At 51.5% G+C, this 12898-nt stretch carries 9 protein-coding genes; 5 read left to right on the forward strand and 4 right to left on the reverse strand.

Translation table 11 applies throughout. The features are described 5' to 3' along the window. Window positions 1–56: 56 nt before the first annotated feature. Window positions 57–980, forward strand: a complete 924-nt coding sequence (locus tag AGA_RS08575) for a LysR family transcriptional regulator (RefSeq protein ID WP_059024775.1) — start codon at window positions 57–59, stop codon at window positions 978–980. Between the two features lie 10 nt (window positions 981–990). Here AGA_RS08575 and AGA_RS08580 read toward each other — a convergent pair whose 3' ends face one another. After that, the gene (locus AGA_RS08580; RefSeq protein WP_059024776.1) at window positions 991–1902 is read right to left on the reverse strand and encodes a LysR family transcriptional regulator; all 912 of its coding nucleotides are present in this window, start codon (window positions 1900–1902) and stop codon (window positions 991–993) included. A 202-nt stretch (window positions 1903–2104) separates the two neighbouring features. Here AGA_RS08580 and AGA_RS08585 point away from each other — a divergent pair, with 202 nt between their 5' ends. Then, window positions 2105–2599 (forward strand): lipocalin-like domain-containing protein, encoded by a 495-nt coding sequence (locus AGA_RS08585; RefSeq protein ID WP_059023873.1) that lies wholly within the window; start codon window positions 2105–2107, stop codon window positions 2597–2599. A 20-nt stretch (window positions 2600–2619) separates the two neighbouring features. On the opposite strand, the gene AGA_RS08590 is transcribed toward AGA_RS08585, so the two are convergent. After that, on the reverse strand, window positions 2620–5013 hold the full coding sequence (locus AGA_RS08590) for a hypothetical protein (protein ID WP_059023874.1): 2394 nt from the start codon (window positions 5011–5013) through the stop codon (window positions 2620–2622). 374 nt (window positions 5014–5387) lie between these two features. On the opposite strand from AGA_RS08590, the gene AGA_RS08595 reads away from it, so the two are divergent. From AGA_RS08595 to AGA_RS08605, 3 genes are all read left to right on the forward strand, one after another. Beyond that, window positions 5388–6398 carry a Dyp-type peroxidase gene (locus tag AGA_RS08595; RefSeq protein WP_059023875.1) on the forward strand — a complete coding sequence of 337 codons (1011 nt, stop codon included), beginning with the start codon at window positions 5388–5390 and terminating at the stop codon, window positions 6396–6398. A gap of 12 nt (window positions 6399–6410) precedes the next feature. Beyond that, window positions 6411–7217 (forward strand): family 1 encapsulin nanocompartment shell protein, encoded by an 807-nt coding sequence (locus AGA_RS08600; RefSeq protein ID WP_059023876.1) that lies wholly within the window; start codon window positions 6411–6413, stop codon window positions 7215–7217. Window positions 7218–7511: 294 nt separating this feature from the next. Beyond that, window positions 7512–9134, forward strand: a complete 1623-nt coding sequence (locus tag AGA_RS08605; RefSeq protein WP_059023877.1) for an ABC-F family ATP-binding cassette domain-containing protein — start codon at window positions 7512–7514, stop codon at window positions 9132–9134. 122 nt (window positions 9135–9256) lie between these two features. Here AGA_RS08605 and AGA_RS08610 read toward each other — a convergent pair whose 3' ends face one another. Both AGA_RS08610 and proP read right to left on the reverse strand, forming a co-directional pair. Then, window positions 9257–10843, reverse strand: a complete 1587-nt coding sequence (locus AGA_RS08610; protein WP_059024777.1) for a carbohydrate porin — start codon at window positions 10841–10843, stop codon at window positions 9257–9259. Between the two features lie 412 nt (window positions 10844–11255). Then, complete coding sequence (gene proP / locus AGA_RS08615) at window positions 11256–12710, reverse strand: glycine betaine/L-proline transporter ProP (protein ID WP_059024778.1); 1455 nt, start codon at window positions 12708–12710, stop codon at window positions 11256–11258. Window positions 12711–12898 lie beyond the last annotated feature (188 nt).

Consider the following 12898-nt stretch of genomic DNA (forward strand, 5'->3'; position numbering starts at 1 on the left):
CTTTATGGAATGATAAATGGTGGTGCCTGCGCTGGATAAAGTCTATTTCTGGCGGCATGAGAGGTTATGATCTAGATCTATTGCGTTACCTTCAGGTCCTTATTGAGGAGGAAAGCGTCTCGCTGGCAGCCAGGCGCCTGAAGGTGAGCGAGCCAGCCATGAGCCGCCATCTGGCTAAGTTGCGCGCTGTGTTTGCAGACCCCATTCTGGTTCAGTCTGGCCGTCGTATGAGCGCGTCCGCATTTGCTTCCGGTATTCTGGACCGGGTGCAGGAGCTAGTTCGTACAGCAGACAGTTTGATAGAGACACGCGCACTGGCCAATCTGGCCAATATGTCCCCTACTTTTACCATCAGAGCTAACGATCTGGTTGTCGCATCTCTTGCTCTGCCTCTTTTACAGGCACTCAAAAAAGAATGTCCATGTTGCGAACTCATCTGGGCGCCCGAGGTGGATGACCCAGCATCCGACCCGCTTCGTCACGGTAGTGTGGACCTTTACATCGGCGCGACTGATCTTATGAAGCCGGAAATCAGACGTCAGACCTTGTTTAGAGATCACATGCGCGGGTTGGTGCGCCAAGGCCACCCAATTCTCTCCGCCCCTGTTACGCCTCAGAGTATGGTGCGTTACGATTACATCAGCGTATCCCGCCGGGGGCGCGCGCAGGGGCCTATCGATTGGGTTCTTCGCAATCAATATGGGCTTACACGGCGGATAGCCATGGTCGTTCCCAACTACCATTGTATGGTGGAAAGTATGAAAAATTCAGACCTCATACTCCCCCTCCCCGGCATTGTTCTTGAACATATTTCAGTTAAGGCTTTGGGTCTGGAAACGTTTGAGTTCCCCCTTTCTCTTCCCAGTATCAACGCATTTCAGGCGTGGCACCCACGGCGAGATACAGACCCTGTGCACCGCTGGCTTCGTGAGACACTGTTCCGTGTGTCACGTCAGGTTCTGGGGCCATGCACGGAGTAGTCAAAGGTGCTTACAGAAACCCAGCGGTACGGATATACGGGCGAAGATCGCTTAAAAAAGCACGAACACTGGCTCGCGTATGCTGCCGTGTGGGTAATACAGCGTAGAGGTCAATTTTCTCGCCCTGTAGGTCAGGCAGAATACGCACCAGTTTACCCTCTTCCAAATCCTGATAAACGTCACAAAGTAGCTTATAGGCTATGCCCTGCCCCGATAGAGCCCAATCATGAATGATCTCGGCATTTGTGGTGGAAAGGCGCGGTTCTACCATCACCACGTCAGTTTCTGTCTCGTTTCCGATAACCCATTTGTTCAGCAGCGCCATGGTTTTGTTTTTACGCAGGCATAGACAATCATGTTTGGGAATGTCCCGCGGGTGGGCTGGCATGGAACGGCGTGCAATATAGGTAGGTGACGCGCACAAAACCCGCATGGTCGAAGCAAGGCGCGTTACCACTGCTCCCGGTGTTTCTGGCAATCCGAGCCGGAGAACAACGTCCAGATAGTCGTTAAAATCATAGTTTCCTTCAGGTGCAAGAGCCAGATTGATCATCAGACGTGGGTGTTTGGCGCTAAAGGCTTCAATGAACGGGGCAATCTGCCTACGACCCAGTTCTACAGGAGCACCGATGCTCAGCGTGCCGCGTGGAGCCTGAGTGCTGGACGATATTTCCTCTTCAAGCTGGTCAATTTCGGCCACAATGGTCAAGGCCCGTTCGTAATAGAGCCGCCCTGTTTCGCTTAGCCCAAAGTGCCGTGTGTTACGAATAACCAACGTGCTGCCAAGGCGCGTTTCCAGCCGTGATAAACGACGGGAGGCAGCGGCAGGGGATGTACCAAGGCTACGTGCACCAGCGGAAAGGCTGCCTGCATCCACCAGGCTTATGAAAAAACGTAGATCCCCTATTTCGTCATAAGGCACGGGCAAGGACACTCCATAACACGTTTGGCTGGCTCATTTTTGCGTTTAGCGTAATATTATTTTTCCTAAATTGTCACTACCGGAAATGTGAAATGGGAGGCATGTTCGCATCAACACCTAATGACAAGCGTAAAAACTCCTTTGCGGAACTGCCGGAAACCCGACAGACGATACGCATCAGCAACGGAACAGGACAAAACCAGTGCAAGCAGTCGCCCAGAAAATTATGGATGATTATGACGAGCAGGATGCCCAGAAGGAAGAAGCCCTGAGGCAGAACCTTATCGGCACATGGGAACTGGTGTCCTACAAGGTGGAAGAGAAAGAGACTGGTTCTTTTATTAACGCCATGGGACCGGCCCCGCGTGGGCGGGTGATTTTTACACCTGATGGTTGGGTTGCTTTTAATCTGGAAGGTAGCAACCGCCTGCCCGCCACAACCGATGCGGACCGCGCCCAGCTCATGAAAACGCTGGTCGCCTATATTGGTCGTTACCGTGTTGAGGGCGACCAGTGGATTACCAGTGTTCAAACCGCATGGGCACCGGAATGGGTGGGAACAGAGCAACGCAGAACTGTTACCGTAAATGGGCAGTATGCGGATGTTGTTACCCCTTGGCGCAAAATGCCTAACTGGGCAGCCGGTCGCCTGTCACGTAGCATTATCCGCTTCCGCCGCGCTGGGACTGCTGCCTGAACAGGTAGCGCAATGGTATTTTAAACCGGGCATACACCACTTGCACATTGCAGATGGGCCCAGTCCACGACTTCGCGCACGTTATCGTCCTGAATGCCTGCTGTGATAGCCGCAAACCTACCGGCGGAAACTTCTTCTTCCGGTAGGTATTCATAGCCAAGAGCTGAGGATTCTGGACGGCTGGGCAGCACGGCGCAGCATCGCACATGTGGTTGATGTTGCGCCACAATGGCCCGGAAGTTTTCCAAATCATGCCGGTCTGTGTAGATTTTGAGAGTATAGGAAACCTGATTCCCCTGCTCTGCCCCTATCCAGTATTTTTCCAACAAACCGAGCCAGTGATACTGTTCTCCCGGCGTGGCCTCGGGAGCGGTTAAAACGCGTTCCCCCATACCAAGTCGTTGGATAAGAGGCACTGTTGGAAAGCCAACAATGCTCATGCCGGGAAAACTGCGTAATGTGCGCACGGGGTACCCTTTGCTTTCATACGCAGGGAGGAGTGGGTCTGTGCCCGCTTCCCACACCCCGTTTTCGCGCCGCACACCTTTAAACTGCACCCACCGCACGTATTGCCGTCTAGCTGGCAAGTGCGCGCCTTCAGTCAAGCCGAACAGTTTGGAGGTTGTTCCGGCAGGTTTTACGGTTGTTACCGTAACGGGGCGCGTTGTGCCCATCTCCTGTGCGTAAGCATTGGCTTCTTTTTTTGCTATAGCTGAAAGCTCATGCAACGCAGCCCAGAAAGGTGCAGCTCGTTTTTCATCAAGCAGGTCTTTAAAATCAAGACCGAACCGCAGCCACGCCCATTCGTGCAGTCCGGTCGGGCCAATGCCTATACGGTTGGTTCGTGCAACTTCTTCGCCGTACAGGGCATCCATTCTGTTGGCGCGCAATAAAAAACGCACACCCAGACGAACGGAATCTCTTACCCGTGCATCCCATTGTTCTGCTATGTCTGGCGCAGACAGGCCGGGCGTTACCGTATCCAGCGGGACCGGACAGGCCAGTAAAGGCGCAAAATCTCCAATAACGCAGTAACCGCCGGTAACATGCAGTGTGATTTCTCCACACGGATTGGTCGTAACGGGAAAACGCGCATGAGCCGCACAACCTGCCAGTTCTGCCAGAAGGGCCGCGGCATCGGTTGCCTGATAGCGTGAAGACCGAAAATCTCGCCCATCCGTGTGCACTGGCTTGTTGCGTGCGCTGCCAGTGCGGCTGTCCTCCAGTCTGTCGCCATTAATAAAACCGGGCTCGCCGTTAATCCATGCGCAACGCGTTGCCTCTGCAAATACGCTCTTTGCATGTTCGGCCAGAGGCCCTGTCTGCTCTGGATTGTTAATAAAGTCCCAAAACTGTTGATCCACCATGACCGAATGATTGGCCGTCCACAGCCCTCCTTCCTCCTTGGCGCGAATAAACCGTAAAACTTCCTTATCTCGCCAGGATTTGGTGGCCATACGTGCGGCCCGTCTGGCTCCCCCCACCTGCACTTCCATAGACAGATAATGATCCACCCGTAAGGCCTGCTCCCATTGTGGCATACCTTTTTTCCGTGCTGGCTCAATAACATTCAGGCGAATATTCAACAGGCCGCGCAACAACGAAATAGGGCCGGAGGCTGGCCGTCCCTGCATACCAGCAATAGGGCTACCCGCACAGCGAATTCGGCTAAAGTCTAGGACCAGAGAGCTTTTTTGCTCTCCGTCAAATGCCATGGCTTCTACCATTTCGACAGCTTTAGCCCAGCCTTCCCGACTATCTTCAATAATATGCACACGTGCATCTGGCTCTTGGGGAGCTGTTGTTAAGACGAACTCATGCAAAAATTTACGTACGTCGGCTTCCATACCAGCGTCAAACGCCTCGAGCATGGTGCCCCATGGCACTATCTGCATTTCCAGCCCGAAATGTAGCAATGCGGCACGGTCACGCGGGTAGTCTGGATGCTGCGCATCCAGCACAAAATGGAGGTCTGGCGCCTGAGCCCAGTTGACGATGCAGAGTTCGTCGTCATACGCACGCCCCACCCCGGAGCCATTGAGTAGTAGATAGAACTTTGCAAACGAACAGATAGCCGTCGCGCAGTTTGTAAAGACTTCCATATTCCTACTGGGCTGCTCGGCATCGCCATGTTGCAGGTGTCGGCCTGAGGTCAATAACGCTCCCGTTGCGATGGCATTCCGCAACTGCATGACTTCCCGATCATCCACATGGTTGAGTAACCCCGTATTCCCTGCTGCCACCCGGTTTGCAACAGTTCCAAAGTCCTCATGATCCGATGGACGAAAAACCGTGCGGCGGCCAACGGCTTCCCCCATGCCACGGTCAAGCGAGCGAGCTGTTTCCACCTTGCTGCCAAAAGCGTCCTCAAAGGGATAGCGTGAAGGTACTGCGCGCACTGGCAGGCTACTCATCTGAGGAAAATATCCGCCCACTGCATGTCTCCATCTTTCAGGCTGGCTCAATCAAACAGAACCAAATATCGGTTATCTTGTGTAGTTTTGGCAAGAATGGCACCATATGTAGTGTTGCGCACGTACAAAATTGTGCACACGCCGCACCTGCCGCAAAAAGTCAGGACTTACCTGCCATTGATGCGCACATTTTTTGCAAATGCTCCGCATTACGGTTTGGGTGAGCTGATTTAAGACACACATCACCGATCATCAGATGAACTATGCGCTGGTGTTCTCTTATGTGCGTTCGTCTTGCATCTTGCCATGCGTCGGCATGGCTTTATGCTGTAGCCCGCTATTATTGAGTGCGTCTTGTAGGGAGCTTCAGTCCGTTGTCCACACCCCAACTTGTTGATCCAAAACTGACACAGGCGGCAGTTTTTCTAGTCCTGACCCTAAAAGACGACACATCCATCAACCCTCAGGTTCTGGACCTTCTGGGAGATATATCGTCGCTTGTGCGTGGAGTTGGCTTTCGGATTCCCGATGGCAAACTCAGTTGCATAACTGGTATTGGCTCAAACGCATGGGACCAGCTGTTTGGGGCGCCGCGCCCCAAGGACTTGCACCCGTTCCGCGAAATTAATGGCGTGCACCATGCTCCCTCTACAGCTGGGGACCTACTTTTCCATATTCGTGCAACACAGATGGATCTCTGTTTTGAACTGGCCGCAGCGCTGGTCAACCGTCTGGAAGGGGCGGCAACAGTTGTGGACGAAGTGCATGGGTTTAAATACTTTGATGCGCGTGACTTATTGGGCTTTGTAGATGGCACGGAGAACCCATCGGGGCAGGTTGCTGTAAACGCGACAATTATCGGTGATGAAGACCCCGCCTTTGCGGGCGGGAGCTACGTGATTGTCCAAAAATATCTGCATGACCTCAAAAAGTGGGATGCCATTCCAACCGAGGTGCAGGAACACATTATTGGGCGCAAAAAAGTTTCAGACATAGAACTGTCAGAAGCCGCAAAGCCTAGTTATGCGCACAATGTGCTGACCAATATTGAGGAGAATGGTGAGCAGCTTCAGATTGTGCGCGAAAACATGCCATTTGGCGCCGTGGGCAAAGGTGAATTTGGCACCTACTTTATTGGTTACGCGCGTTCTCCCGCCCGAACAGAGCAGATGCTCCAGAACATGTTTATTGGTAAGCCTCCGGGCAACTATGACAGGTTGCTGGATGTCAGCACCGCTGTAACAGGTTCACTGTTCTTTACACCAACAGGCGAATTTCTGGATGCGGCTCCAGACTACGCTGCTCCCCCTCCCCCTGTCTCTCCTGATTTGCATCCAGATGGACCACAAGATGGCTCCCTCGGTATTGGATCATTAAAAGAATAAGGACGCCTGACTATGAACAATCTGCACAAACACCTAGCCCCTATTTCTGCCGAAGCATGGGCCCAGATTGAAGAAGAAGCGACCCGCACCATCCGCCGCCACTTGGCCGGACGTCGTGTTGTGGATACCCCAGAGCCCAAAGGGACGGCCTTTGCAGGCGTTGGCACCGGGCGCGGTAAAAAAATTGAAACGGCTGAAACCGGCGTAATTGCTTCGCAGCGCGAGGTCTTACCGTTGGTTGAGCTTCGGGTACCTTTTACCCTGTCTCGAGAAGAAATTGACGCCGTCGAACGCGGGGCGCTGGATTCCGACTGGCAGACCGTCAAAGATGCCGCACAGAAAATTGCATTTGCCGAAGACCATGCCATTTTCAATGGTTTTGAGGCCGCAGGCATTGGCGGTATGCGCACAGGAACCTCCAACCCGCATCTCAAACTCCCCGCATTGGCCAAGGATTACCCGCACGCCATTGCCGAAGCCCTGAACGCCCTACGCCTTGCAGGCGTAAACGGTCCCTATTCGGTTGTGCTGGGGGCGCAGGCTCATTTGGCGGTTAGCAGCGGAGATGACGATGGGTATCCTGTCCGCAAACACATCGAAAGCATGATTGACGGTAAAATTATCTGGGCTCCTGCGCTGGAAGGTGCCTTTGTTGTCTCCACACGTGGTGGGGATTTTATGCTCGATATTGGTCAGGATATGTCTATCGGCTATCTGAGCCACACAGCCGAAACAGTCGAACTGTACTTGCAGGAAAGCTTTGTATTCCGTGTTCTGACAAGTGAGGCCACTGTTACGCTTGATCACGCTTCTGCCTGATCAGGGGCTGTAGCTGCACATTGTCGTTTAATGTGTAAGATGGTGGCGCAATACTAACGCATGAATGGGTTTTATTCTTCTTCATGCGTCGCGCCACCATCCTGTTCAGGATTTTATGCAATACAATAAAACTATACTGTATTGTGCATTATAATTCTAAAAATCATTCCTATAGAATTTTAATTCTGGATATACCAGAAACTTAATGTTGCCAGCTGTTTACGAAGAGCCGGGGTTACGCAATAAGACTGCTCTGCACTCTGTTTCGTGACACGTTTTTTATTCTGAGGTTCCATGATCCGGCTCGACAATATCAGCAAATATAATGGTCATCGCGTGATCTTTGTCGAGGCGTCGGCAGCCTTGCAAAAAGGCGAAAAAATTGGGTTGGTCGGCCCGAATGGCGCAGGGAAAACCACTCTTTTCCGCCTGATTACAGGGCAGGAAGAACCAGACGAAGGCCACGTTCTGACTGACAAAGGCATAACAATCGGCTTTTTTAATCAGGATGTGGGAGAGATGGCTGGCCGGAGTGCGGTAGCCGAGGTGATGGATGGGGCTGGGCCAGTCTCGGAAGTTGGTGCACAGCTGGCTGAACTTGAAGTCGCTATGGCTGACCCTGAAAGATTTGATGAACTGGACACCATTCTGGAGCAATTTGGCGAGGTTCAGGCACGTTTTGAAGAATTAGGGGGATACGCTCTGGACGGCCGGGCGCGTGAAGTACTGCACGGGCTTGGGTTCAGCCAGGAGATGATGGATGGAGATGTCGGCCGCCTGTCTGGTGGGTGGAAAATGCGTGTTGCACTGGCGCGCATCCTGCTGATGAAGCCTGATGTGATGCTGCTGGATGAGCCAAGCAACCATCTTGATCTGGAGAGTCTGATCTGGTTGGAGCAGTTTCTGGCTGGCTACGATGGCGCCCTGCTCATGACCTCTCATGACCGTGCTTTCATGAACCGGATTATTAACAAGGTGATTGAAATTGACGGAGGCGTGTTGAACAGCTTCTCTGGTGATTATGAGTTCTATGAACAACAGCGGGCATTGAACGAGAAACACCAGCAGGCACAGTTTGACCGCCAACAGGCCATGTTGGCCAAAGAGGTTGCGTTTATCGAACGCTTCAAGGCGCGTGCGTCTCACGCTGCACAGGTGCAAAGCCGGGTTAAGAAGCTGGACAAAATAGACCGGGTAGAGCCGCCAAAACGTAGGCAGGCTTTGTCCTTCACGTTTCCACAGGCGCCCCGGTCCGGCGATGCCGTGGTCAACCTGCGTGGTGTAGATAAAAGCTACGGGAGCCGGGTTATTTACAAGGGGCTTGATCTGCTGATCCGCCGGCAGGAACGCTGCTGTGTGCTGGGGGTCAATGGTGCGGGCAAGTCAACCCTGCTTAAACTGGTTACCGGCACCACCGAGCCTGATGCAGGCAGCGTTACCCTGGGAGGCAGCGTTAAAATGGGCTATTTTGCCCAGCACGCGATGGACCTGCTTGATGGCGAACGAACCATTTTTGAAACACTAAACGATACATTCCCTCTGGCCGGTCAGGGCGCCTTGCGCTCCTTAGCGGGTGGTTTTGGTTTTTCCGGGGATGATGTGGATAAAAGCTGCCGCGTGCTATCTGGCGGCGAAAAAGCACGGCTGGTGATGGCGCTCATGCTGTTTGATCCTCCCAATTTTCTGGTGCTTGACGAACCGACTAACCATTTGGATATCGCCACAAAAGAAATGCTCATAGCGGCGCTGGCGGACTATGATGGTACAATGCTTTTTGTCTCGCATGACCGTCACTTCCTTGCGGCTTTGTCCAACCGTGTTCTGGAGCTTACTCCCGAAGGTATTCATCGGTATGACGGGGGATATACGGAATATGTTGCAAGAACGGGCCGGGAGGCTCCGGGCTTACACGAATAGCCAGACTTCCCTGCCCTTTTCCACGCAGAGCATCAAAACGGTGCTCTGCGCTGCCTGTCCGTGCGCCCCCCCGATACGGCAAATTTATATTCCGGGTTTCATGCCGTTAATTTCCCGCGTATCTATAACGCGCTGATCACTTTCAGACCTGCCAGAATGGCATTGGGAATAACGGATGTTTCGCCGGGACGCATCATGTATTCAAACTCAGGCGTAATAACCAAACCCGGCATGACGGGAATACCATAATACGCTTCCAAAATAGCCGAATGTGTTTGAGGAGCATTAACATACGCTCCCATAGAGAGGCCAGCCATCTGCCGTAACTGCTGGCCATAAGTCGTTCTCGGGCTTAACTGGTAATAGGAATACATCACCCCAAGCCGATCAAATGGTCGGCCCGGGATAATTCCAAGCAACGAGGCTCCAGCATAAAACTCATTTGAAAATGTCGAATTGCTTGGCGTATTATGAATAAACCCTGCCAGCACATACCCACCCGCCATCTGATGTTGCCCATGACTACGGTACACCATCTGATCTGTTTCGATATAAAACGTATCCCGTGGTTTTTCTTTATGCTTTTGGACGGAGCCGGTAAACTCTGCTGGTATCACCCCAATCATATCCGCATAAGGGGAGGTATCGTGCGCATATCCGATCTTGTAGTGGCCCGGTAATTTGCGTTCGCCAAAAAAGGGTTCCCATGTCAACTCAACAGGCGTCTGAATACCCGTGTAAGGCTCGCTACCCCATGCCCATCCGGTATTATCCACGGGTTTAGGGCCGATGCGATATACGCCTGTTCTCAAAATTAGATCCCGCGTAGGACGAATACGGAATGTCCCACCCCACGATGTTTTTGGGTAAACACTCCAGCCTGCGGGTTCACGAATGGCCATAGGGGCTGAACACATGGTCATGAATGTACAAAGCAGCACAGACGTAGAATATGTGTGTGTCAGTGCAATACGGCCAAGGTTGATATTGATCTTATTGTTGAGGAATGATTTTTCAACATAAAGATCTGCCAGACGCGCTGCCGCCGGCCCATGAATACTCCAAACCTCTGTAAGCAGAACATTCCGTTCGCCCACATGGTCCCACCCGACCTGACGTCCCTCACGATTCATGACAATACCGTGCAGGAACCACCCATTTAGCGGTTCCCATTTGGTCAGTTTACCCAAATCAAAAAGCATGGCGATGCGGACTTCATGTGTATAGTCCATGCCTTTAGAGACACCACCGCTCACATTCGCCATACCCTCCCCTTTGTAGGTCAATTCAAAACTAAAACCATGTTCTGTCAGACGGTCGCGCAGTGGTTTGAGGGTGGGCACTAAATTGCCAAAAGCCTGCTCGGAAACATAATACCCCGCACTGATGTCCCTACGACGCAGCGCGTTGCCATTATGGTTCAATAAATAGGAAATACTCTCGGTATTAAACAGACTTTCCAAGCGGTCTTCCGCAATGGGGCGCTTATGTTTTGCGAGTTGCTCGGACGGCACTGATGTGGAAACAGTGCCTCTCTGGGCTACCGAATTTTGCTGTGGAGCAGCGTTCTCTTCCTGAGTTGCAGCTTTGGAGATCTGAGACGTCAGTATGAGCACAAGCCCAGAAACTACAATAAGAGCAGAGGATTTTAAAAAGAGCTTATTTCGAGGCACACAGGCGGAGCGTACAAAATGGCGATTTTTGGACATAATTTTATCCAAAGCGGTACATTCCTGTCTTGATAAGACAAAAATGACGCAACGTGATTCATGATAGAAATATTTTGAGGCGAGCTTTATGTCTTAGGCACGACTAGCAGTTGCGTAGGCGGCCTTGCATTGTCATCTCGTGCGCAGGCGAAGCTCGTAGTCGTATTATATCAGGCATCTTATTCTTTTTCTTATAGCTGTTTTCTAGTTTCTAAAAAATTCTTCAAACCTTTTCAAGTCACGTTGTTGTTGAATTATTGTAATAACAATAAGGGGCTGTGAATATATTATAATATATTTCTTATATAAGAAGGCCTGATTGTCTTCATACAAACAGAAACCATGTCCTATAAAAAGCAGTTACACTGCCGCGCGCCTCAAAAATATTGACGCACGACAGTACCGCCTCATTTTAAGGAACAGGAGGGAGACTTGCATCCACTGTTATGGGTTTATCACTCTTTAACAGGGCTTTAATTTCTTCCTCAGTCTCCACCGCGGGAGGTGAACCACGGAGAGGCATACGAGCCGTTTCTTTTACCGTTAGCATCGTCACAATACCAATAACGGCTACGCCCATCAGGTAGTAGGCAGGCATCATCAGGTCATCTGTGCGGCGTATAAGCCATGCTGTGACCAAAGGCGTTGTACCGCCGAACATGGAAACAGAAATGTTAAAAGCCAACGAGAGCGCCGTATAACGCACCGGGGTATAAAACAGTGCCGGTAAGGTTGCTGGCATGGAACTAGTAAAACACACCAACGAAACCCCGAGCAGCATAAGGCCCAGAAAAATTAACCAGTCATTGCCACTTTGTATAAGCCACAAGCTGGGAACTGAAAGCAGCAGTAGCCCCAGACAAGCGCCTATGATCATGGGGCGCCGCCCTAGCCTATCGCTAAATATGCCGCCAACAACGTTAAGAGGCATCATAACAAGCATAACCAGCAGGATCAGTAACAGACCTTTAGTTTCTGGGTAGCCAAGCGTCACGCTCAGATAACTGGGCATATAGGTCAGGACCATGTAGTAGGTCACATTAAAGACCATCACCAGTCCCATACATTTAAGCAGCTGACGCCAATGCACTTGGAGCAGATCTCGCCAGCCGGGCTTTTCCTGTTCCCGTTGCTCCGCTTGTTCAGCATAAGCCGCGAATGCAGGTGTTTCCTCCAGTTTCATGCGCATGTAGAGGCCCAGAACACCTAGCGGCCCGGCCAGAATGAACGGAATACGCCATCCCCAAGACAACATCTGCTGATCTGCCAAGCAGAATTGTAGAATAAGAACTGCGCCGGCCCCGGCCACATATCCTGCCAGTGTGCCAAACTCCAGCCAGCTTCCCATCAACCCACGTTTTCGATCTGTGGAGTATTCAGCAATAAAAGTTGCAGCACCACCGTATTCTCCCCCGGTGGAAAAACCCTGCACCATACGAGCCAGCAATAGTAAAATAGGTCCCCATATGCCGATACTGGCATAAGAGGGGATAAGACCTATGGAAAATGTCCCCAATGCCATAAGAATCATTGTGAACGCCAAAACTTTTTGTCTTCCGTATCTGTCTCCCAATGGGCCAAAAACAGCCCCGCCAAGGGGTCTTACCAAAAAGGCAACAGTAAACGTGGCAAAAGTCGCAATAAGTTGAGCTGTAGCATCGACTGAAGGAAAGAAAACGCGCCCAAGTGTAATGGCAATATAGCCATAAACCCCGAAGTCAAACCATTCCATGGCATTGCCAAGGGCCGCGGCCCCTACGGCCCGCTTGAGCATATCGCCGTCCACCACGGTGATATCATTTGGTTCTATATGCCTCCGACGTTTGAACCATCCAAAATGAGCATGTGCCGTTTCGGGCTCCTGCATATAATCTTCTTCCTTCTTTCCTAAAGGCCGGGCACCATTTACCGTAACCATTGGTAACGCGCATGATGCAGGTCGGATCTTTATCAAAAAAAGAATATCGACCCGGCACTTATTTCCGACATTTGGCACTTATGTGCCAGAATGCCGCAAAAAAGGGAAGGAAATAAGAATTTACAAATAAAAATTCA

The organism is Acetobacter ghanensis (genome assembly GCF_001499675.1).
GTDB classification, from domain to species: domain Bacteria; phylum Pseudomonadota; class Alphaproteobacteria; order Acetobacterales; family Acetobacteraceae; genus Acetobacter; species Acetobacter ghanensis.